9 protein-coding genes are annotated in these 24,718 nt (G+C 42.0%); 4 read left to right on the top strand and 5 right to left on the bottom strand.

Annotated features, from left to right (window positions below; all coding sequences use genetic code 11):
- Positions 1–4 precede the first annotated feature (4 nt).
- Positions 5–745 (top strand): TrmH family RNA methyltransferase, encoded by a 741-nt coding sequence (locus MKO06_RS00960; RefSeq protein WP_241550468.1) that lies wholly within the window; start codon positions 5–7, stop codon positions 743–745.
- Here the strand turns inward: MKO06_RS00960 and porT are convergent.
- Both porT and ubiE read right to left on the bottom strand, forming a co-directional pair.
- Positions 732–1,439 carry a type IX secretion/gliding motility protein PorT/SprT gene (gene porT, locus MKO06_RS00955; RefSeq protein WP_241550467.1) on the bottom strand — a complete coding sequence of 236 codons (708 nt, stop codon included), beginning with the start codon at positions 1,437–1,439 and terminating at the stop codon, positions 732–734. The genes MKO06_RS00960 and porT overlap by 14 nt on opposite strands.
- A 4-nt stretch (positions 1,440–1,443) precedes the next feature.
- Positions 1,444–2,172 carry a bifunctional demethylmenaquinone methyltransferase/2-methoxy-6-polyprenyl-1,4-benzoquinol methylase UbiE gene (gene ubiE, locus MKO06_RS00950; RefSeq protein ID WP_241550466.1) on the bottom strand — a complete coding sequence of 243 codons (729 nt, stop codon included), beginning with the start codon at positions 2,170–2,172 and terminating at the stop codon, positions 1,444–1,446.
- A gap of 131 nt (positions 2,173–2,303) precedes the next feature.
- Here ubiE and trkA point away from each other — a divergent pair, with 131 nt between their 5' ends.
- A complete protein-coding gene (gene trkA / locus MKO06_RS00945) occupies positions 2,304–3,653 on the top strand; it encodes a Trk system potassium transporter TrkA (protein ID WP_241550465.1) in 1,350 nt (449 codons plus the stop codon).
- Positions 3,653–5,149, top strand: coding sequence for a TrkH family potassium uptake protein (locus tag MKO06_RS00940; protein ID WP_241550464.1), 1,497 nt, complete (start codon positions 3,653–3,655; stop codon positions 5,147–5,149). Before trkA ends, MKO06_RS00940 begins: the two co-directional genes overlap by 1 nt.
- Positions 5,150–5,198: 49 nt before the next feature.
- Here the strand turns inward: MKO06_RS00940 and MKO06_RS00935 are convergent, their stop codons facing one another.
- Positions 5,199–6,386: a pyridoxal phosphate-dependent aminotransferase gene (locus MKO06_RS00935; protein WP_241550463.1), complete on the bottom strand. Its 1,188-nt coding sequence runs from the start codon at positions 6,384–6,386 to the stop codon at positions 5,199–5,201.
- 165 nt (positions 6,387–6,551) lie between these two features.
- Between MKO06_RS00935 and rsmG the strand changes: the two genes are divergently transcribed.
- Positions 6,552–7,181 carry a 16S rRNA (guanine(527)-N(7))-methyltransferase RsmG gene (rsmG, locus tag MKO06_RS00930; RefSeq protein WP_241550462.1) on the top strand — a complete coding sequence of 210 codons (630 nt, stop codon included), beginning with the start codon at positions 6,552–6,554 and terminating at the stop codon, positions 7,179–7,181.
- On the opposite strand, the gene MKO06_RS00925 is transcribed toward rsmG, so the two are convergent.
- Both MKO06_RS00925 and MKO06_RS00920 read right to left on the bottom strand, forming a co-directional pair.
- On the bottom strand, positions 7,178–13,936 hold the full coding sequence (locus tag MKO06_RS00925) for a LamG-like jellyroll fold domain-containing protein (protein ID WP_241550461.1): 6,759 nt from the start codon (positions 13,934–13,936) through the stop codon (positions 7,178–7,180). The two genes, rsmG and MKO06_RS00925, sit on opposite strands and share 4 nt — an antisense overlap.
- Positions 13,937–14,074: 138 nt before the next feature.
- The gene (locus MKO06_RS00920; RefSeq protein WP_241550460.1) at positions 14,075–24,514 is read right to left on the bottom strand and encodes an Ig-like domain-containing protein; all 10,440 of its coding nucleotides are present in this window, start codon (positions 24,512–24,514) and stop codon (positions 14,075–14,077) included.
- Positions 24,515–24,718 lie beyond the last annotated feature (204 nt).

Raw genomic sequence — 24,718 nt, 5'->3', positions numbered from 1 at the left:
TTGAATGGTTAGTAAAAACCAGATTAAGTTAATAAAAAGCCTTTCACAAAAAAAGTTTAGAAATAAACATAAGCTCTTTGTAGTGGAAGGTATCAAGGGGATCGAAGAGTTTCTCAAGTCTGACATAGAGCTGTTTTCCTTATTTTCTTCAACAAATTCTTTCGGTGTTTCAGAAGATAAATGGACAGAATTGGATGAAGGATCTCTAAAAAAGATCAGTTTTTTGTCAAATCCACAGGGAGGTCTGGCGATCTTTAAAATTCCGGAGTTGGAAAAGAAAATATCTGCTGGGCTAATCCTTGCTCTCGACGGGGTTCGTGACCCGGGAAATCTTGGAACGATCATTCGGCTATGTGACTGGTACGGGATAGAAGACCTGGTGTGTTCAAATGACACTGTAGACTGTTTTAACCCCAAGGTCGTCCAGGCCAGTATGGGATCTCTGGCAAGGGTAAATGTTCGTTATCTGGACCTGCAGCAATTTATGAAGGATCATCAAGAACTGCCAGTTTACGGAACCCTGCTGGAAGGGCAGAATATCTACTCTGAAGAACTGCCTGAAAATGGAATTATTGTTATGGGCAATGAAGCAAATGGAATTTCAGAAGAAATTAAAGCTCTGGTAAACAAAAAACTGAATATTCCCCAGTTCGGTAAAATTCAAAAAACCGAAAGTCTGAATGTTGCCACTGCAACGGCAATCGTATTAAGTGAATTCAAAAGAAGGAGTATTACTGAAAAGTAAAATTTAGGAATATAGCTCTGCTCATCATTCGGTCCACATTACCGGTATAAAGACTATTTGGGTCGGCGTCCCTTATCAATTCATCATTAATAGCGAAAACACCTCTTATCGATGGAGACAATTTGAAGTAGTACAGGTAAAGGTCAATTCCGAAGCCAAGTTCATAATAATAGGAATTCGTAGTCATTCTAAACTGGCCGGCGCTGTTATCATCGGGGTTATTCTCGTTACTGCTTAAGTTGATCGATGTTGAAACACCTCCAACCACAAAAGGCTTGAAATTGTTTAAACGGTTAGTGCTAAATTTTAGGAGCAACGGGATATGAACATAGGTAGAACTGATTTCCCTGTATGTATTGGCATCGGCTTTAAGGGCCTGGAAACCTCTCGTGTTAAAATTAACTCCTGGCTCCAGCCTAAGGTCCAGGTTGTTGGAAAGTCGAAGGTTACCCAATAACCCAACATTAAAGCCTACCCTGGTTTCTACCCGAAAGTCCTGACCTGTAACCGGACTTGGATTATAGTTGATATAATCAAAATTGAAATCATAACTATTAAAACCAAGAAAATATCCCCACGACCAACGTTGTTGGTCGAAATTTTGCTGGTTAAGAACACGTTCTCCCGAAAATATTTGAGCCTGAGCTGTTTGAAAGCAAAGAGCCAGAAGGGCGATCGTAAAAAGTTTTTTCATAGTATTACTTTGAAGCAATATAGATGGTGGCTACACCAAATGTTTGAGGCAAATCTTTTACATTATTAAACCCTATTTTCTCTAAAATATTGTTGAAAGCAATCCCATATGGAAAATTCGCCGCACTCTTGCTCAAATAGGAATATGCGTTCTTATCTTTAGAAAAAACTTTACCAATGGCAGGTAGAATGTAATTTGAATATAAATGATACCCTTGTTTGTAGGGAAATTTGGTGGGTACCGATGTTTCCAATACTACAAAAATTCCCCCTGGATTCAAAACCCGGTAGATCTCTTCCAGGCCTTTTTCGAGATTCTCAAAATTTCGAACACCAAAAGCCACGGTGATCGCATCAAAGCTGTTATCTTCAAAAGGTAAGTTTTCTGAATCTCCCTGTATCATTTCGATCCTGGTATCCAGATCTTTTTCTGCGATTTTTTTTCGTGCCACACTTAGCATTCCTTCTGAAAGATCCAGGCCAACTATGCGTTTTGCCCCGGTAGGAACCATTTGTATAGCCAGGTCACCTGTTCCGGTAGCTATATCCAGTACATTTTCAGGGTTTGTTTCAGCAACGGTTTGAATAACCTTCTTTCTCCATTTTATGTCGGTGCCAAGAGAAATCACACGGTTCAGACTGTCATAACTGCCTGATATATTGTCGAACATTTGCTCAACCTGCTTCTTTTTTGAAAGCTTTGAGCCTTCATACGGAGTTACCTTTTTTCCCATGGAAAAACTTTGCGCCAAAGATAATTGTTATACTTAAAATAGCGCTCTCATAACCGAATTTTTATAGCTGTATTCCAATTTTTGGTTTCTGTAAAATAACTTACCTTTGTTTTTCAATTTGAAGCTATTATATGAAAATAATAATCGCCGGTGCTGGTGAAGTAGGATTTCATTTGGCTAAATTACTCTCCTTTGAATCACAGGATATCACCCTTATTGATCCCGATAGAAATAATCTGGCGTATGCAGATACCCACCTGGATATTCGTACGGTCAAGGGCGATGCTAGTTCTATAAGGATCCTTAAAGAGGCTCAGGTGAAGTATACCGATATGGTAATTAGCGTTACCTCGAGTGAGGCTACGAACATTACCGTATGTGTACTGGCTAAGCAGCTGGGAGCTAAAAGAACCATTGCGAGGATTTCTAATACCGAATTTCTTGAAAACCAGGGAGAACTTGGATTTACCAGATTTGGTATAGATGAACTTATCTCTCCTGAAGCACTTGCTGCCAGGGAGATCGAGTTGCTTCTCAATCAGTCAGCATTCAACGATAGTTACGAATTCGAGGAAGGTGCGCTTACCATGATAGGGGTTAGTTTGTCCCGTACGGCCACTTTTGTTGGCAAAACCGTAAAGGAGGCTGCCCAAATTTTTCCTGAACTCAATTTTGTCCCAATCGCTATCCAGAGATTTGGTACCCAGTATACGCTTATTCCAAGAGGTGATACCCAGTTTAAGGACGGTGACCAGGTTTATTTCATTACGCTGAAAAATGGAGTGGAAGAACTTTACAAATTAACGGGTAAGGTTAAGCAGGACATTAAAAATGTCATGGTGCTTGGCGGAAGTAAAATTGGAAGGAAAACAGCCCAGGATCTCGGCGAAAATAATTTCAAGGTGAAATTGATTGAGAAAGACAGGGATAAGGCCTATGAACTGGCAGATGAACTTCCGCAGACATTGATCATAAATGGAGATGGAAGAAACGTGGAATTACTGGAAGAAGAGAATATCCATGATATGGATGCCTTTATTGCAGTAACCGGAAATTCTGAAACCAATATTATGTCCTGTCTTGTAGCCAAGTCAAAAAGTGTAAAAAAGACCATTTCGCTAGTCGAGAATATGGACTATTTTCAACTGAGTCATTCAATAGGCATTGATACTTTGATCAATAAAAAACTACTTGCCGCGAACAATATCTTTAGGTATGTTCGAAAGGGCGAAGTGGTAGCAATGACCAAGCTGAATAATATGAACGCCGAGCTCCTAGAATTCATCGTGAAACCAAAATCACAGGTTAGCGATAAAAAGATCAAAGACCTGGATTTCCCAAGATCGGCTATTATTGGCGGGATCATTCGGAATGGAAAAGGCATGATCGCCCTGGGTGACTTTCTCATTAAACCAGGTGATCGTATCGTAGTTTGTTGTTTGCCTCGTTCTATTAATAAAGTGGAAAAACTATTCTTATAATGCCCAGGCTGAATTATCAAATTATTATTCATGTTATGGGTCTTTTGTTGCTGTGTAATGGAGCTTTTATGCTCCTGGCAACACTTGTTAGCTGGTATTATCAGGATGGTGTCACACTGGATATCTCCACTGCCGCCCTTATCACGTTGTTTATCGGGACTCTTTTTATGTTTACTACCCGTGGACATAGTAAGGAAGTTAAGATCAGGGAAGGCTATATCATAGTGACCTTTGGATGGATCTTTATGGCCTTAAGCGGAACACTTCCTTACGTTATAAGTGAATCTATACCCCGGTTTACCAATGCATTTTTCGAAACCATGTCTGGTTACACAACCACAGGGGCTTCGATCCTTAATGATATTGAAACAATTCCCAATGGAATTCTTTTCTGGAGAAGCTTAACACACTGGATAGGAGGAATGGGAATCATCGTACTGGCTATCGCAATCCTTCCGTTATTGGGTATAGGAGGAATGCAGTTATTTACGGCCGAATCTCCCGGACCGAGTGCCGATAAACTCAAACCCCGAATCACCGATACCGCAAAGCGTTTATGGCTGATCTATGTTTCTTATACCGCTGCGGAAACACTTTTACTCTGGCTAGCAGGGATGAGTGTCTTCGATGCGGTAAACCATGCATTTAGCACGCTTTCTACGGGTGGTTTTTCAACAAAGAATGCCAGCCTGGCCTATTGGAACGATAATCCTATGATCCAGTATATCGTGATCCTTTTTATGCTTCTCGCAGGAAGCAACTTCGTATTGAGCTATTTTGCCTTCAAAGGTAGAGTGAGCAAGGTTTTGCATGATGATGAGTTTAGATGGTATTTCTTTTTTATAGTAGGATTTACTGTTATTTCTGCCCTGGTGATCTATTTTGGAGCAGATGTAAGTCTTTCTTCCATAGATCATCCAATGGTTTGGGGAGAAGGAGAGAGCGCCTTCAGGCATGCCTTATTCCAGGTATTAGCTATTATCACAACCACCGGATTCGTTTCTGCCGATTATACCATGTGGACACCGTTTTTGACCATCCTGTTTTTCGGGTTGTTCTTCCTGGGAGGTTCTGCCGGCTCAACCGCGGGTGGTGTTAAAGTGATGCGGCATATTATCATGATCAAGAATGGAATGACCGAGTTCAAAAGAACCTTACATCCTAACGCGATCCTCCCAGTTAGATTCAATGGAAAATCAATTAGTAAGGAGATCGTATTCAATATTCTTGGCTTTTTTATCCTTTATATGCTGGCTTTTATAATTGGAGCCGTGGTGCTTGCTTCGCTTGGGCTTGATTTTGAAACCGCTATTGGAGGTGCAGCTTCATCTCTTGGAAATATTGGTCCTGCATTTGGGGGGTTAAGTCCGGTGAATAATTTTGATATGCTACCCGATTTCGGAAAATGGTGGTGCAGCTTTTTAATGCTGATAGGAAGGCTTGAGCTTTTTACAGTTCTGATATTATTGACGCCATTCTTCTGGAGCAGGAGATAAAAAATGCGGCTAAATGCCGCATTTTCAACTTATATTCAAGTAGCTTATTCTACTCCAGTGCTTTTTTGATCCTTTTTAGTGCTTCTTCGATCTGTGCTTCGCTGGCAGCATAAGAGATTCTGATACATTCGGGATTACCAAAGGCGTCTCCTGTGACTGTTGCAACATTGGCTTCTTCAAGCAGGAACAGGCTGAAATCTGTCGCATTCAGTATTTCGTGGCCTTTTATGGTCTTTCCGAAATAGGAGGATACATTCGGAAAAACATAAAATGCTCCTTCAGGTTCAGGAGTGATGAACCCGTCAATTTCATTCAGCAGGTCGATGATCAGCTTTCTTCTGCTTTTAAAAGTGTCTACCATATAACTGATCTTATCCACAGGAGCTTCAAGAGCTGTGATCACTGCACGTTGAGCGATGCAATTCGCTCCACTGGTGATCTGGCCCTGCATTTTGTTACAGGCACGGGCGATATATGACGGCGCGCCAATATAACCGATCCTCCAACCGGTCATGGCAAAAGCCTTTGAAACACCGTTAACAGTAACAGTTCGATCATACATATCTTCAAAATCTGCCATTGAAGCATGGCCGCCCACAAAATTGATATGCTCGTAGATCTCATCACTTACAACTATTATATCAGGATATTTTTTTAGGACATCGGCTAAAGCACGCAATTCCTCCTTGCTGTAAACCATTCCACTTGGATTACAGGGGGAGCTATACCAGATCATCCTGGTTTTTGGAGTGATCGAAGCCTCCAGCTGCTCAGGTGTGATCTTGAAATCGGTTTCTACAGTTGTTGGGATCTCTACAGGAACACCTTCAGCAAGCTTAACGATTTCAGCATAGCTTACCCAATACGGGCAGGGAAGAAGTACCTCTTCTCCAGGATTAAGTACTACCATTGCGACATTCGCTAGTGACTGTTTAGCACCGGTGGAGACCACTATTTGGGAGCGATCATAAGTTAGATTATTATCCCTTTTGAATTTATTGATGATCGCATCCTTTAATTCTACATATCCATCTACCGGGGTATAAGAATTGTAATTTTCATTGATCGCTTTAATCGCTGCCTCTTTAATAAAATCTGGCGTATTAAAATCTGGTTCGCCAAGGCTAAGACCAATGATGTCCTTTCCTTCAGCTTTGAGTTCACGTGCCTTAGCTGCCATTGCCAGGGTTTGTGAGGTTGCCATTGAATTGATTCGGTTGGATAATTTTTCCTGCATGGTCCTAATGATGTTTTTAATTTTTAATAAAGCAACTGTTTTGCGACAATTCTCCCTTACAGGGAAAAGCAGATTCAAATTTAAAATTTTAAATTTTGGGAACTTCTTTTTTGAAAAAAAATAAAGTATAAAAATTGGTTACTTTTGCTCAAAATGTTTAGCGACTTGGAATTAATTCAGAAATACTTTCCCGAACTAACGGCTGATCAGCTGGAAAAATTCGAAAAACTCGAGGAATTATATAAAGACTGGAACCTGAAGATCAATGTGGTCTCCAGGAAAGACATCGATGAGATCTACCTCAGGCATGTGCTTCATTCTTTGGGAATTGCCAGGGTTCAGAAGTTTAAGGATGGAAGCAAGATTCTCGATGTTGGAACGGGTGGTGGTTTTCCCGGAATTCCCCTTGCCATTCTGTACCCGGAATGTGAATTTCACCTGGTGGATTCCATCGGGAAAAAGATCAAGGTAGTCAATGAAGTTGTGGAAGGTTTAGGTCTTAAAAATGTAAAGACCTTTAATGAAAGGGTAGAGGACATCGATGGAAATTATGACTTTATCGTAAGCCGTGCGGTTGCGGTTATGCCCACTTTTGTAAGATGGGTTAAAGGCAAAATTTCTAAGGAGAACAAACACGACCGAAAGAACGGAATCCTATATCTAAAGGGAGGTGATCTAAGCGAAGAGCTCAAAGATTACCGCACTGCAGAAATCTATGAGCTCTCAGATTATTTTGAGGAAGAATTTTTTGAAACCAAAAAAGTAGTTTACCTGCCTTTAAAATACAGAGGTTAGTTTGAAATAATGATCTTTTTCGATTGCTCTTTTCCTTTACTGTAAACCCTAACGATATAAACCGAAGAACTTAATTTCCTGTTTATTGGAAGAGCTACATTCTTCTGGGTTTGAACATTGTTAAAGGTCATGATCTTTTGACCACCAAGACTGAATAGCTCAACCATTTCGATTGGGAGAAGATCAGGGTTTCCAACCATAATCTCATCGGTCTCTTTATGGTAATCTACCAGTATCCATTCATCTTCTGGTAAAGGTATGACTGGCTTATCAACTATTTCATCCTGCGGTTTCTGGAATACCAGTTCGTAACGGTCGTCAAAAGTGCCTGCATCGGACTGTACTTTGAAATTCCCGCTAAGAAGGTTGTGGTATGTATCTTCCTTTTTATCGTGAATATAGATATTGATCTCTTTAGTAAAGTTTTCCAGTTTGTGAAGTTCTATCTCAAATTCTCCTTCTTTCGCGATCTTCACTCCTAGTGGTAAAACCTGGTTCAAATTGAAATTAGGCACGGCCTGTATCACATATTCCCTGTCGTTGATCATCCAGTACATGTCTTCAGGAAAATTATCGATAAGTGGTGCATCATAGCCAATATCGAAATTGGCAGTTGTCTTGGAATCGGCCGTAACCAGGATTTGCCTTAAAAAGCCTTTCGGTGATTTGAAATTCAACCTAATCTTATATCTCGAATCTTTCTGGTAATCACGTTGCTTGTTGTCTTTAGTAGGATATTCCTGGCTCAGGAACTGGGAATCGCCTGAGGACTCTTTTCTAAATGCCCTGTGTGAATTTTTAAAGACAATGCTCGATGCATTTGTAGCATCTATTGAATTCACGAAAAATGCCTGCCCAACCGGAATAAATTTTCCTGGGGTTTTGCTGCCCACCGCATTATTGTTATTGATTCGTGCATCGCTGGAAGTTGCCGCCTCTACTCCGCCTGAAAGGTTGAATACCGCATAACCTCCAACATACTCTACCAGGTAATGTGAATTTTCCGGACCAAAATGATCCCAGTAATAAACACTTCCGTTAAAATTATCCAGGTTGTCTTCAATGAACTTATTCGCATCTATAGCAGATGGATATGGATTCCCGATCAACAGGTTTTGTCCCGGACTGATATTTTGTGAAATATTGCCATTATTAGGTTTTCCTTTAAAGGTATAATTCTGCCTGTCGGAAACCGGAACCCATCCGCGGGTACCTTTCATAGTATATCCGGTCCCTGCCGGAAGAACCGTATTTTCGCTGAACCTATGCCATTCGCTGTAATCATCAGCGACTCCTCTAAAAGTATATAACCAGTAAGTGCTGATCCTGGTTAGACCAGAGTAATTTGCCGCATCTGCCCAGTGATACTGTCCATTAAAGGAGATGTCTTTCGGGGTCGAAGACGAACCATCGAATAATACATTTTTCAGGCTAAAGCCGGAATTGTTAGCAGTAGTACTTATAGTGCTTACCGGAGAACTCCAGTAATTATAATTAAAACTGTTTCTGGTACCCTGCTGATCCCTGTAAACATATCCTGAACTGGTGACTTCAAGTTCACTGCCTTCAGGCTGAACAAGCTGAGATTCACCATTAAGATCGATCACCCCATTTAATTTCAGGTAATGGCTTACGTATAATTCGTTACCAGTTACTTCGTTTACAGAGCCTTCCATGTTTATCTTGCTGGATTCGTTCGAGCCAGATTTTATAACCAGGCCAAGCAGTACGATATCCCGGTAGGCCGATTTTAAGTTATGAGAAGTTTCTGCAACATTCCAGTAGATCGTATCTCCATTGATCCCTGTTGAGTTTGGAACGTCCCATACCGTTGGTTCTTTCCAGCTATTTTTTGTCCTCCAGGAACCATTTGCAGCAGAAATATAGGGCAGGGGAGCCGTGGTCTTTTGGGTAGTGGTAATATTTACCAGTTTTCCATTTATTTTATTAGTGGCCATATCCCTGGTTACACCATTGGAAACCTCTCCGGGAACCAATGGGTAATAGCCATCCAGATCTGACCATGCCAGCCCTGTTGCCTCTGTGGGAATAGTTTGTCCTCTTACCGGCGAGCTATCAAGTGATAAATGCTGATTCATTAGTATTCTGATCTGCTCTGCATTGAGAGCCTTAGACCAGATTCGCACTTCTTCCATCCAGCCATGGAAGAAGTTCTTTGGGTTGTTTGGTGAAGATGAATCATATACAGCGCCAAGTAGGAAGGGGGCGTCTGTTGCACCCGGATTAGATCCGCCTCCAATGGTTTTCATCAAAATTCCATCTACAAATAAACTAGCATCTGCACCGTTAAAAGTAACGGCAATATGATACCATCTTGATGTTCCGATGGTTTCATCGGTAAAGGACGTATTGCTGCTTAGACCTCTGAAAGTAGGTTTACCGTTATTCAGGATTAGATCAAAACCTCCGGCGGATGGATTTGAAATATCCTTTTTTGAAAGTATGGTTCGAATACCATCATTACTTTTCGGTTTGATCCAGGCTTCAAAGGTGAAACTATTCGCTTCGTCCATACCATAGTTATTTCCGAAGTTCACATGATCGTTCACTCCATCGAAGTCAAGCGTATTACAGTTGGATATAGTGATCTTAACATCATCAGTTTTTCCACAATCTGCACTCCATCTCAGGGTATAGGTTCCCTGGTTTCCGCTAAATCTCGTGACGGGATCGCTCACGTCAACGAAACTACCTCCAGATGGGCCATTCACGATGCTCCAGGTTCCGGTGTTTGGATCCCCGTTTTCATCGGTACCAGGAACCGCTGCCAAACTAGTGGAAGAAAATCCACAGCCCAGAACCTGGTCTGGACCAGCGTTGGCAATGATCTCGGCTGGTTGTTCTATAGTTACAATTTCGGTGATCTCACAACCATTGGCGTCAATGATCCTTACCTCATATTCTCCGGCAGCAAGGTTGGTAGCGGTCTGTCCGGTTTGCCCGTCTTCCCAGACATAAATATAATTAGGTGTGCCTCCGGTAGCCTGTACACTGGCTGTGCCATCATTTCCTCCAAAACAGGTAACATTGGTATGATTGGTTTCAGCCTGAAGAGGGTCACTAGGTTCGGTGATCTCAACTTCCTGGGTAGTAAAGGTTTCCTGGCCATCATTGACAATAACCTTATAAATGCCAGCTGGAAGCTGGTTGAAAATATTGTTTTCCTGGGGTACTCTTACGGTTTGATTATCTGTAACTGAAAATAGTTCAAAGGTATAGTCGCCGCTTCCGCCAGAAGCTCTGCTCGTGATAGTTCCGTTAGAGGCTCCGTTACATAAAAGTTGGCTTCCAAAGGCAACTCCATACAGTGGCGAACTTACCGTGGCCTCATTATTAGTAGAATAACATTTTGGATTATTACCATTCCCCTGGGAAGCCCCACATTTTCGCTCTTTATTAACCTGGAATGTTAAATAAATACCTTTGATTTCGATATTATCACTACAATTATAGTTTAGTTCGAAAGTTTTGGCGTTATCTGGAACATCCTCTTTTTCATAGAAACAGCCCAGCAGTTTGTCATTAACAATTTCTCCTGTTTCTATATCCTCTATTGAATAAATAATTTCGACCTGTAAGCTATATCTTTTTGGATTCGAGGGAACTTTAATATAGAGGAACTTTGAATCTGAGCTGTTACAATTCGCACTGGTTACAGGTGTTCCGTTAGCATCGTCCAGTCCAATATAAAAGTCTCCAACTCCAAGGTCACTTGAACCACAGTCATTGGAAAAACAGCCTCCCACATATTGAATTATAGTTTGCTGAAAGGTTCTGCCTTCAGAATCCTCTACGATCAGCGTTATTTGTTTATCGCCTATTTCATTGTATTTTACTTCATGTGGTCCAGGACCAATATTTTCCTGTAATCCATTTCCATCTCCAAAATCCCACGAATATTCATATTCTCCTGAACCACCTGTAGCGGAGCCACCTTCTACACTAAAAGTAGAAGTTCTAATTAGGTCTTCAGCATCTTTACAAACTGAAGTAGGAAGGATAATTGCTTCAACACTGTCAACAACAATAACTGTCTCAGTTGCGGTACATCCGTTGGCATCGGTTACCGTAACACTGTATTCTCCAGCCGCAAGACCGGAAGCAGTCTGTCCAGTATAAGTTGTGCCATCAGGACCGGTCCAGGCAAATGTATAGTTGGGAGTTCCACCCGAGACCTGAGCGGTAGCAGTACCAGTAGCCGACCCAAAAGAGGTGGTTTCAGTAGTTAGAAATCCGGTGATTTCCAGCAGGACTGGCTGCGAAACGGTTACTGTTCGTTCCTTGGTACAGCCATTGGCATCAGTGATAGTTACAGTATGTTGTCCAGGTGCAAGACCTGTCGCGGTTTGGGTGGTTTGTCCATCTTCCCATAAATAGGTGTATGCTCCTGTACCTCCCTGTGCTGTCACTGTTGCGGTTCCATTGTTTTCTCCCACACAGCCTGTTGTAGTATTTACGCTGGTAACTTCGATAAAGGTGTCTGGTTCAGTAATGGTTACTGAAACAGGTTCAGCCTCACAACCATTAGCATCGGTAACAATAACGGTATAGGTTCCTGCAGGAAGATCGGTCTTTCTTGCACCTGTCCCCAGGGAACCCCAGTCGTAAGTTAGTGGAGCAACCCCGCCTGTTGCGGTCGCTTCAACCTCGCCAGTGGCCAGTCCATTACAAAGTACATCAACAACTGTAATGTCATTTTCGTCAATTTCAATCGGCGTTAAGGTTATTTCCTGGGTAACTTCCGAGCTATTTCCGGCTGAATCGGTAAAAGTCCAGGTAATGGAACCAGAGCTGGTGAAGGTGGTAGACCTGTTTGGATTACCAATTATAATTCCGTCGCAATTATCATTAGCTTCTGGTGCTTCAACCGTATATTCACAACCCCAGGTAATATTTTCCAGGGCTGGCACTTCAGGTGCTTCATCATCGGTTACGATGATCTCCTGTTCAACCGGCGCAGCAGCATTTCCGTTTTCATCGGTAACATTCCAGGTAATGATAGTTGTACCTACAGGATAGGGTTCATCAAGGCCAAGGCCATCATCTCTTGTGCCTGATGGCGAAGTAACCGAACAGTTGTCGCTAGCAGCAGGAGTGGTAATATTTACTCCAGCTTCGCACAAGCCTGGATCATTGGTTGAAGTAATAGTCCCGGGCACAGTGATCACAGGAAGCGTATTGTCAACTATAGTTACTACCTGAATATCGGTAGCTGTGTTACCTGAATCATCAGTAACGGTCCAGGTTACTGTAGTTTCACCTAATGGAAATTGTGCAGGTGCGTCATTGGTGACCGAAGCCACTCCGCAATTGTCGTTTACAGTTTCTGTTCCGAGGTCAAGCCCGGTTGCGAAACAGGAATCTGAATCGGCATCAGCTGTAAAGTCGGCAGGAGCCGTGATCTCTGGAGCTGTATTATCTGAAACTGTTATTTTTTGTATTACTGTTGTTGAATTTCCGGCCGTATCCTCTGCAGTCCATGTCACTATGGTTTCTCCTAATGGAAACTGGGTGGGGGCATCATTACTAACTGATGGCGTGTCACAATTATCGGAAGAACTTGGGGTTCCCAGATCAATCCCGGTTGCGAAACAGGAATCTGAATCGGCATCTACCTCTAAATCAGCCGGAGCTGTTATGCCTGGACTGGTTTCATCTGTAACTGTTACAGTCTGGGTGTCAGTTGCAGTATTTCCTGCTTCATCGGTTACCGTCCATGTTACGGTGGTAACCCCAACCGGAAACTCTGTAGGTGCATCATTTGAAACTGAAGCCACATTACAATTATCAGAAGTGGTTTCAGAACCTAGATTTACGTTCGTAGCAAAACAGGAATCTGAGTTGGTAACTGTAGCGATATTAGCCGGGGCTGTAATTTTAGGTGCTGTATTGTCTTCAACTGTAACTCTTTGTATTGCAGTCGTTGAATTACCTGCTTCATCGGTGACGGTCCATGTAACAATGGTTTCCCCTACAGGGAATTGGGACGGAGCATCATTGGTGATAGAGGCGATTGTGCAATTATCGGTTGCATTCTCCGAACCTAAGTTGATACCAGTGGCATAACATTGATCCGGATTGGAGTCTGTTGTGATATCTGCCGGAACAGTGATCGTTGGATTCTCATTATCAATTACGGTAACGGTCTGAGTAGCGGTGCTTGAGTTTCCGGCAACATCTGTTACCTCCCAGGTAACTGTGGTATTTCCCACAGTAAAGTCATAAGTTTCTTCATTTATGGCAGTGCCATTAACGTAAGCAACAAGTATGTCGATCTCGCAATTATCACTAATGGCTGGATTTCCTAAATCTACTGTTGTGGTACAATCTCCGGTTCCATCATCACTGGAATTCACGGTTTTATTGGAAGGCGCTGTGATGGTGGGATCTTCTGAATCGTTGTAACCTACTGTGATTGTGGAAGTTTTTGAGGTAGAGTCACCAGTATCGGTTACCGTTAGTGAATATTCTCCCGGTGCAATATTGCTAATGTTTTTATCAGTTGAAGAAAAATTATTCGGTCCACTCCAGGAATAAGTGTAGGATCCTGTGCCTCCTGAAACCGAAATTACAATGGAGCCATCTGAAGAGTCTGAACAGGTTGCAGGCTGGACGGTTTCAGAAATACTAATCTGGCCGAATAACTCAGCACCCGTCCATGAAGAAAGGGTGAAAATTAAAAGCGCAAATTTAAGTACATAATGGATTCGGGGTCCAAAAGTAGTTTTATGCATACGCAACCGGGGTTAGTTTGGTCGGTAAAAATATGCATAAAAACGATAGAAAGACAAAAAATCATTAAAAAATTTAACAATAAGCGGTTAGGTATCAATAAAATAACCCATTATTGTAAGATTATTCCTTCTGGTGATTTATCTAACTATAATCTTTTTATTACAAACACCGTTTTCGCAGATCGCCTTGACGATATATACTCCTGTTCGTACCGGTCTCATTCCTAGATTGATCTCTTTCTGAGTTGGTAAGCCTTCAAATTCCTGGATAAGCTGACCATTCAAATTATAAATGATCACTTTTTGAATATCTAAAAGATCATAATTGGCAATCTTAACCTCATGTCGGAATGTGCTATAGCTGATACCAACCAAGCCTTCAATTTCAGGCAGATCATCTGGATCTTCTCCAGGTTTATCCACAATCGGGTCGATTGGAACCTCAGGCTCTATTTCGTCAACTACTTTTTCAAAAACAAGTTCAAACCGGTCATGTATAGTACCTTTTTCAGCCGTAGAAACATAAGGACCGGCGAGGATATCGTGTACACTGTCTTTTTCCTTATCCTTGAGATATAGCTCCTTTCCATCAGGCCAGTTTTGAACGCTATCTATTTTAAATGTAAACTCGCCATCCTGATCTAATTTAATTCCAACAGGTAAGACTCTTTTCTTGTCGAAATCAGGAACCGCTTGTATAACATATTTTTTATCCTCGATTAACCAGTACATGTCTTCAAGGTTATTATCTACTAACGGAGCGTCATATCCAATATCAAAGTCGCTAGTAGTATTTTCATCTCTGGTTACAAGTATTTGCCTTCTATAACCTTTGGGTGATTTGAATCGTAATCTAATTTTCGTTCTTTCATCCTTCCGTGCAGTTTTTTGTTCTTTGGTTGGATATTCAGGCTTTAAGAAGAGTGAGGAGCCATCTGCTTCCCTGGCCCAACTTCTCTGTGAATTTTTAAATATAAGGGTACCCCCATCCGTAACGGGACCTTCACCTACCTGTTCTTCATTGGTTAGCAAGAAGAAACCTTGGCCAACCGGAATAAATCTTTCCGGTGCTCTTGCACCAATCATATCTGCCTCATCATTGACCCTTGGGTCTAATGTGGCGCCCGGCAGACCACCGCTTAGATTTAATACTGAATAACTTCCTTCATACTCTTCGAGAATATGAGTCTGTCCTCCAAAATGATCCCAGAAATACAGGCTTCCATTAAATACATTCTCGCTATTACGTCCTCCAGCAACATCTTTTAAATTATCACGGATAAATTCCTGGGAATCCAAGGCAGAAGGATATGGATTACCAAGTAGATAATTTTCATCCTCTCCAATTGTAAACTGAATAATACCATTATGTGGTTTTCCCTCAAAAATATAGTTTTGTTCATCATCTAATCCAGCTGGTCCTGAGGTGCCTTTCATGGTATATCCTTCTCCGGTCTGCATGGTGCCAGTATTATCCACATGCCTCCAGTCGCTATAATCATCTGCCCTTCCCCTGGCGAATTTCCACATCCAGTAAGTGCTTAAGGTAATTGGATTTGTTGGACCACCATGGTCTGCAGCATGGTAGGCAGACTGAAAATTAATGTTTTTAGGGGTGTTTGGATCTGTTCCATCCAGTAAGACCTGCCCAATTGAATATGGAGCATTATTAGGTGTGGTGCTTTGATCACTTACCGGACTTGACCAGTAATTATAATTATAACTACTCATTCTTCCCTGTTGATCTCGCTGTAGCCAACCTTTACTTTGTTCAGCTAAAATACTCCCATGATCCTGGAGTAGTTGCGATTCGCTTACCAGATCCATATTTCCGTCAAGTAATAAATAGTGGGATATTCTTATAAAATGATCACTTTCAATATTTAATAGTTTATCTACAGTTTCAGATAAGACACCTAACATGGTAATATCTTTGTCCCCCGAATCAATATTATGGTTTATCCTCGCAATGTTCCATTCAATTGCTTCTCCGCCAGAAGTGCTATTTGGGTAATCCCAAACATCAGGACGGGCCCATGTATTCACCACCGCCCAGTCTCCATCATCTCCTGAACAATAGGGGGTAGGTGAGGTATTCTGCTGATCTGTAGTAATGTTGACTAAACGCCCTGGAACCTTATCGATCGAATGATCTGGAGTATAACCATTCACCGGTTTCAGATTATCTAGGAAAGTGGCACATTCGGTTAAATTATCAGGATCAGGATTATCTGAAATCAACCTGTAATATCCTTCCAGGTCGCCCCAGGTTTGGTCATAGAATGGGATCAGATCTTCAGAATTTCCTGAATATCCTGTGAAATACATGTTATTTCCACCATTAGTAAGATAGCTTCCAGCGACAGTTCTATTAGGAACTATTTCACCTTCAATTGGAGTCGCATCTCCAGCACCTTCCACCAGTTTTATCCTCTGGTTCATCATAAACCTGATTTCCTGCTCATTAGGGGCGTTTTTCCAGATCCTCAATTCGTCGATCCATCCTGAAAAATGGTTAGATGTAGTTTTCGTATTGGCATTATAACGTGCCCCAATACTAGTGTTGTTTATGCCGGAACCATTCGTGCTAATACTACCCGAGGCTACTCCGTCAATCCATAAATTTCCTCCGCTGGAAACCGCAATATGGTACCATCTGCCATTTTTATCAATCTTAGATGATAGTTGTTCCATTGTTATTTCAAAGCCAGCACTACTAAAAATTACTCCCGTGTTGGCCTCTGTAGTACCCCCACCATCAATAGGTCTGTCAAAGGGTCTTATCCATGCTTCAATAAAGAAATTCCCATTATAATTATTGCCAAGGTCTATATAATCATCGTCTCCATCAAAATCCAGGGTTGTACAATCGATAAGAGTAACATCAACTGGATTTTCCAAAGGAGGACATCCTGAATTATCGATCAATTCTCCAGTTTCATCTACATCAGTAGGTGTTAGGATCCATTTGAAAACATAATTTCCAAGGTCTTCCGCAGTGAAAATCGCATTTGGATTTTCTAAAGGATCGGTCTCTGTGTCGTCGGGATCCTGATTAGACAATGTAAATCCGTCATTGACGATGGTTCCATCAGTCGTTTCAACCTGCCAGCTGCCTACATAGCCATCCGCAGTAGGGTATGTGGTAATATCTGTATCTTGGTATTCAGCAAATACAGTTGCGTTAAGAGTTACGCTATTAGCGCCACACGCCCCCACGATCGCTTCTACATTCGTTTCATACCTGTCGAATGCCCAAACACGTATAGTTTTAAAATTATCTATACTCTGGCACTGATCACCATTACTATCTAAAATTAGCCTGGTCTGTACTTCAAAATCATTCCAGCCAATTTTTCTAGGAGTGAAAGTAACCGTGCCCTGATTTTCTACACCTATGGTTTCCAATTCATTATCAGGGTCGCTAAGGTCTTCATCATAATACCATTGTAGAATTACATCCTGCGGTCCTTCTGGTACTTTTATATTATCAACTGCCCAAACATCTCCATCTTTAGCTCCATTATAATTAAAACGGACTCTTAGGTTCTGTTGCCCTAAATAAGCGCCAAGGTCAATTACCATTTTGTTTTTTGGTCTCGTTGCTGGTGTTCCTCCACCAAAATCAGTATAGTTCCCACTGCTACCTCCTTCTACGGTACCGTCACCGGTATGAGTGTAAAGTACAGTATTATAAGAATTGCCTCCATCGGTTGAAATTTCTACGGTTATCGTCGCTCCCTCAGTAAGGTTGTAACCCTGGTCCCAGGTAAATACAGCCTCATCCATTCCATTAAGTGAAAAAACCGGAGTTTCCATATAAGAGTCATTATCCCCTGTAACTAAAGCGAATTTTTCATTAACACCTAATTCTGAAGTCCATCTAATTGTTGTACCAGTATCACCCGTAGGTAAAGTTCCGGTATATACTTTTCCATCTTCTCCTCCACTGGCATTCATTTTGAGCCAGTGATCTGCTCTCCCGTTGTTTGCAGCTGCATCATAATCATTTACCGTTCCGTCTGGCTGAGTAAAGTCCCACCCCTTATTTTTAATTCCTGACTCAGTGAATTGTCCGCCTTCAAATTTTTCACCTGTTGAACTGTATCCAGTTTGAGAACTTAAGGTGATCTCGTCTCCAATGCAAATTACCTCTTTATCTACCTCTACTGGAGTTGGTTTAATATCTGCTGGAATTACGCTTACCATTGCGGTTTGAGAATATACGCCACCATTACAGCTATTATTTATTAGAACAGCCCGGAAAACGGTAGTTTCATCACCCGGAGAAACAGCTGCTTCTACCTGTTCAGCTGGGAGGATTGGTTCTGTAATTTCGATTTTGGTCCAGTTAGTAGCAGAGGAGCCTCGATATTCCCAGTGTGAAATTTGTCCGGTATACTCATTCAATTGAAGGTCACTTGCATATCCTGAAACCGGATTGACGCAAGTCAAGAATATTCTTTCGTTGTTTTTGGTCCAAAAGGCTTTTCCACCCTCTGGTAAAGCATCAATTGTGATTTGGAATGTAGCAGAGACTTCCGCGCATACACCGTTCGCTGGAATAGTATAACTGATCGTATGATTTCCAATGAGGTCAGTATCCGTAAGTTCCCAGTTGATTTCTCCAGTATTGGGATTTAAGTGGTCTCCTAAAGAGGCTGCTTGAAAAGAGCCGCCCGTTGCTAGTGTGGTGTCGTCAACCAGTGCTATTCCATCACTGATACAATATGCTGTAGAGGTATAACTGAAAGTTGGATCTTTCTTCTCGAAAATAGTGATCTCAAAATCAAAGAATACTTCTTCACAGGCATCGGTTTCTAAGTCTACAGTATTCCGGATTGTATAAGTGCCTGGATCGCTACCGTCAAGATCAATAACCCCTGTAGTTGCGTCTATAATAAGATTGGCCGATTCTGCAGAAGTAAAGGTAAAAGTTCCAGTCACTGCTCCTTCAGCCATAAGTGGAGAAGGGTCGCTTTCGTCTGAACAAAATTCGCCACCGGTAGCGTAAGAGAAATCAGGGATTGGTTTGTCAAATATCTGGATGTCAAATGTTGCAGTGACAGGCTCACAACCATCTTCACCGTCTCCTGTGTAGTCTACGGTTCTAGTAATTGTATAATTTCCGGGTGTAGAACTGGTGATGTCGATTTCTCCGGTTGCAGCATCTACGAAAACAAGTCCCGGAGTACTGCTGAAAGTATCAGCATCGGTATGTGGAAGCGCGGTTTCATCAATAGGAAGCGTAGGATTAGTTTCACGTGTATCTCTACAAACTGCATTTTGCAAATAAGTGAAATCTGCCACTGGCAGGTCACCAATTACTACTTCCACGCTTTCCGAAACAGCTTCGCAAATTCCATCTGAAGGTATTTCAAAGGTAACCATATATGTTCCCGGCGTACTGCTGGACGGATTAATGTCTCCGGTTTCTGTATTTAGATCTAGCGTATTACCGGTTTCTCCTGTATAGCTGAAAATACCATCACCAACTGTGGCATTGGAAAGATCCAGAGATGGAGGCTGAGGTGTATCTATTGAAACACAGAATTCTGTGGTGGAATAGGCAAAAGAATTGATCACTGGGAAGTTGCTAATATTCACGGTCACAGCGTCTGAAACCTCAGAACAGCCTGCATTCCCCTGAACGGTCAATGTAAGGGTAACCTCTCCGGTTTCACCTGTACCGGGTATATAGTTTGTAATTAAAGCATTGGCGTCTTCAAAAGTTCCTGTTCCGGAGCTTGTCCATACCAGTGAAGAATAATTTGTAGCAGAGGCATCGGACCCAATAGCAACGGTTCCGTCAGTAGAACAGGCATTAATAGGTTCCCCTGCTTCTACTGTGGCTGCTTCATTAACAGTGACGAGTATTTTTTCAGAATATCCCAGGTCGCAGGCATAACCATCTGGGCCATCAATAACCACATCATATTCCCCGGAATCTGAAAGTTGGGCATTAGAGATGCTAAGAGTAGCTGAGTTAGCACCGCTAATATCAACTCCGTCTTTTCGCCACTGATAGATAGGATCACCTCCGGAAGCAGTCGCAGCAACCGATAAATTTATTTCCCCGCCAATACAAATATCCTGTGGCTGAGGTTGAGTATCTATTATGATATTTTCATCTACCGTAACGGTAACAGTTTCAGAGGTTACCGTCTTACAGGCATTTTCACCACTTACTTCTACATAATAATTACCATCATCCTCGGTCACTGAAGCCGAATTGATCTGATAAATAGCTGAAGTAGCTCCGCTAATTAGGTTTCCGTCCTTAAACCATTGGTAGCTCAGGTTTGCACCTGTAGCCGCTACTTCCAGCTGAGTATTATTCGCTGAACAAACGGCCACCGGAAAAGGTTCAGAAGTGATCTTCACACTTTCGTAAACAGTAATATCCAGGGTGGCAACATTATCTGAACAACCTTCTGAAGGTGGAATGGTATAGGTGATCGTATAATTGCCAGCTGCAAGCCCTTCAAAGTTAATTTCTCCCGTACCTGAAACAATTCCCGGAACTCCTGCAAATGAACCTCCGGTATAATTTCCACTTCCTGCAAGGTTTGGTGTTAAAGTACCCTGAGTATCATCATTACAGAATTCTGTTACATCATCGGTAAAGGCAATAGTTGCAGTAGGTGCTTCAGTAATGGTAACCTGGGTGGTTTCTATAACCTCGGAACATCCTCCTGAGGCCGGAATGGTGTAACTTATAAAATATACACCAGGATCACTGGCAGAAGGGTTGATATCGCCGGTAGTACTATCAATGGCAAGGTTGCTGCCACCGCTCTCCACTGAAAAGGAGAAGCTACCTCCAGTATAATTCCCGGCAGTTCCGCTGAAACTAACGCTTTTTAATCCTGAATCTGAACTACAGTAAGGTCCGGTATAGGAAATATCAGCATTAGGAGTTTCATTAATAATTAAAGATATATTTTCTGAAGTTACAGTGGTACAGGTATAATCTGTGCTGCCTCCAATCTCTACATAATAGTCACCGCTGTTTTCAAGGCTGGCACCAGTCAATTTATAAGTACTGGCGGTTGCTCCTGAAATAGGTTCTCCGTTATTGTCGTACCACTGATATGTTAATACTTCGTCACCAGCAGCGGCTGTCACAGAAAAAATAACTGAACCTCCCTCACAAATCTCATTATCGGGAGCGTCTGTGGCAAGTTCGGTAATTTCGATCTCTTCATCCACGAGCACCTGGATTTCATCAGATTTCAGTTCTGTACATGGAGCTGTTCCTCTTACTATTACGTAGTAAATGGCTTCATCGTCAATTGTTGCCCCGGGAATATTAAAATTGGCAGAAGTAGCGCCGCTAATTTCTGATCCCGTGCCTGAACCTTTATACCATTGGTAACTGAGTCCGTCACCAGTTGCGGCCACTGAAAGATTTATCGCATCTCCCTCGCAAACCCGGCTTTCAACAGGTTGGGTGGTAATTTCAACCGATTCATAAATGGTAATATCAGTGGTGATGGGTTCGTAGCCACAGCCAAGCGGATCATCAAAATTATAGGTAATGGTATAGGTTCCTGCTGCAACTCCAGCGGGTGAAAATGAACCGTCGGTAGCATTTACTGTGATTCCGGAAGCAGAATAGGTTCCTCCCTCAATAATTCCTACAGTCTCTGAAAGAGTTGGCATATAGGTGCCGTTATTTGAATTACAGAAAGGAGCATCGTCATAACTTAATACTGCAGATGGAACTGGATTCACAGTAACGCTTGAGCTAGCGGAGAGTGTTTGCTGGCATCCAGGACCGTTGGTGTAAGCTATAGACTGAAGCGTATAAGTCGTGGTTTCCGTGAGGTTGCCTGTATTAATCGTTGCAGATCCAGACGCATCCAGATTAAGGGTTGAAGTAGCGGTACCATTTGAATAGGTAAGGGTCGTATTTGGTGTGCCGCTTATATCTAAAGAAGCACCTGTATTATAACAAATTTCTGTATCGGTGCCTGTAAAACTTGCCGTAGGATTGTCAAGGAAATAAATTCTTACCTCATCGTTATAATCTTCAGTTTCTGGAGACTCACAATCCCCATTAGGTTCTTCTGTTCTAATACGTATAGATATATACTCCTTGGCGAAATCGGCTGCAACTGGTGTATATGTAAAAGAAAAGTTATTGACTTTTCCATTAGGTGGGGCTGGTAAAGTACCAGTGCCATCCGGTGTATATAAATTATTTATTTTTAAAGACTTACCATTAAAAGAAACATTAGCTGTAAATGATAATGGTGTGGATACTTCACATACAGTCTTATCAGGGCCCAGATCGGCCACAACGTATTCTCCAAGGTTGATAGTATAAGCATCTGAAGCAGTGCTTCCCCCACAGGCGTTATTCGCCTGGACGGTAATGTTACCGCTGTCTAAGGAAACACTAGCATTAATATTCACACTAATACTGTTTGTGCCTTCCCCATTTATAATATCCCAGCCACTTGGAACATTCCAGGTATAATCCAAAGTATTTGGTACCTCAGGAACACTAAACGTAACATTATTTATAGGAGGACAAACATTTGGACTTGCCAGGGAACTTGTAATGGGTCCGGGCTTAACTGGAGCTCCATTGAAGGATTCAATATTAAAATTTTCGGAAGCTGGACTGTCACCGCACTCATTGATAGCCTTGACATTCAGCGTTATATCTCCAGCAGAATTAATAGGGAAATCCACACTGGGTCCGGTGGTGGTTTCAATACTACCGTCAGATAACGTCCATTCATAACTCGTTGCGTAATTTACCGCAGCCACCGTAAAGGTGTTGGTGCTACCCATACATACCTCGGATGGTCCGGAAATCACTCCGGGTTGAATCGGAACCGGATCTTTTATCGAAACCGCGAAGTTGTCGCTTACCTCTCCACAACCTTCGTCGGAAGTGGCGGTTACTGAAATAGTACCGTCCTGACCAAAGGAGCCCGCGGTTACAGTAATGGAACTACCACTATTGGTTGTAATGGTCCATCCGGCTGGAACGATCCAGGAGTATGTCCCAACCCTGGCATCTTCGGTTACTGAAAACTCCAGTCCAGTGGCTCCTTCGCAAAATGCATTTTCTCCAAGGGAATTTATTATTTCAACCGGATCTGGCGCGCCATCATCCACTTCGATGATTTTTGATACTATTGGACCTTCTCCGCATTCATTAACAGCCCTAACTTCAAGTTTATGGTCTCCAATAACCATGGAATTAAAAGTATAGCTCGTTCCTGATATTCCTTCTATTATATTGTCATCAAGAATCCATACATAACTATCTGCATAATCAACGCTGGAAATACCATAATCGGCATTTACACCTGGGCAAACCAAGTCGGTACCCGTTATTTCGTCGGGCTCACCAGGAACAGGAGTATTTACATTTAAGTTTAAAGTACGCGGCTCACTTGAAAGACAATCATTTGTGGAAATAACTGAAACCGTGCCGTCTTCTCCGAATTCAATATCACTGATATCTATGGAATTTGTCGTACTGGAACCAGACCATCCGGAAGGGAGTGTCCAAATGTATTCATTAACCTCCGGATCATTAGTAACTGAAAGAGTAATTAATTCTCCCGGACAAATGATCCCGTCATTGTCCTCATCTGAAAGCTGAATTTCAGAAGGAGTTGCAGGTTTTCCTGGTCCAACAGTGACATCAAGAGTTTGAATTGTGCTTTCCCCACATTCATTCACAGCTTTTACAGAAATGGTTTGGACAGATGCACTGGCAGAGCCCGTTGTAATGTTGATTGAGTTAGTTGAACTCGTGCCCGTCCAGCCAGATGGCAGATTCCAGATATAGCTTGTTGCCGTGGGATCGTTGGTAACTGAAAAAGTAGCAGAAGTATTTGGACAAATAATGAGATCTGTCTCGGTCTCAAGGGAAATTGTTGCAGGTTGAGAAGGAATACCATCCTTATGGGTTATAGTGAGAATAGTACTTTGAAACGGATCTACACATGGGACCGAAGAGGTCATGAATAATTGAACCTCGCCGCCATCAGGAATTTCAGTAGATGAAAAGGAAGCTGAATTACTTAAAACGCTATTGTCATTGAGTAACCTCCACTCGTAAGTCGCACCTGAGCCTCCATGATTAGTAGGAGAGGATGTGAAATTTATTTGTTCACCAGGACAAATATTTGTTTTGTTCGCCGAAATGGATACCGTCCCTGTTTTGTTTTCGTAAACAACAATGGTCGATGATATAGGGCTATCTTTTGTGCCGGAACTAGCAGTGCCTTCGCAAAAACCTACTCGCAACCTGAACTTATTATTACCAACGGCGGCATCATAATTCGATAAACTGGCATTCGTGGCGCCGGAAATATCGGTCCAGGTGCCCCCATTTAACTGAACCTGCCATTGGTAGGTATAGGCTACAGAAGGATTGGTAGGATTTACGCTTGAGCTGAAACTAATAGTTTCATCCTCGCAGATGGAACTTCCCGAATTATTGGTGATGCTAATACTTGTAGGTTCTGAGCATTGAGCATATATCCCGGAAGGCGAGATCATACTAAACAGAAGAAGTATATAAAGAAAAAGTAATTTTTTCCCCATAGATATAAGGTTTTTAATACAACAATAGTCATGTAGGGGTCAAATAGTGGGGCTAAAAAAAACTGGGGCTAAGCGCGCTAAGACACTTTTAAAATATTGGGGAGTAGTGAATTAGCAAATAAATGTAATTCAAAATAAGCGAAATCCATTAAATTTTCGTTAAAAAACATGATTTGTCGATGAAACTGTAGGAAAAATCATGTG

The organism is Christiangramia oceanisediminis (assembly GCF_022570735.2).
Lineage (GTDB): Bacteria > Bacteroidota > Bacteroidia > Flavobacteriales > Flavobacteriaceae > Christiangramia > Christiangramia oceanisediminis.
The sequence above is the reverse complement of the archived record's forward strand: the minus strand, read 5'-3'. Positions and strand labels throughout refer to the sequence as shown.

Excerpts from the sequence above, each read along its gene's own strand:
- MKO06_RS00960 (WP_241550468.1), top strand. The coding sequence starts at position 5 with ATGGTTAGTAAAAACCAGATTAAGTTAATAAAAAGCCTTTCACAAAAA.
- porT (WP_241550467.1), bottom strand. The coding sequence starts at position 1,439 with ATGAAAAAACTTTTTACGATCGCCCTTCTGGCTCTTTGCTTTCAAACA.
- ubiE (WP_241550466.1), bottom strand. The coding sequence starts at position 2,172 with ATGGGAAAAAAGGTAACTCCGTATGAAGGCTCAAAGCTTTCAAAAAAG.
- trkA (WP_241550465.1), top strand. The coding sequence starts at position 2,304 with ATGAAAATAATAATCGCCGGTGCTGGTGAAGTAGGATTTCATTTGGCT.
- MKO06_RS00940 (WP_241550464.1), top strand. The coding sequence starts at position 3,653 with ATGCCCAGGCTGAATTATCAAATTATTATTCATGTTATGGGTCTTTTG.
- MKO06_RS00935 (WP_241550463.1), bottom strand. The coding sequence starts at position 6,386 with ATGCAGGAAAAATTATCCAACCGAATCAATTCAATGGCAACCTCACAA.
- MKO06_RS00925 (WP_241550461.1), bottom strand. The coding sequence starts at position 13,936 with ATGCATAAAACTACTTTTGGACCCCGAATCCATTATGTACTTAAATTT.
- MKO06_RS00920 (WP_241550460.1), bottom strand. The coding sequence starts at position 24,514 with ATGGGGAAAAAATTACTTTTTCTTTATATACTTCTTCTGTTTAGTATG.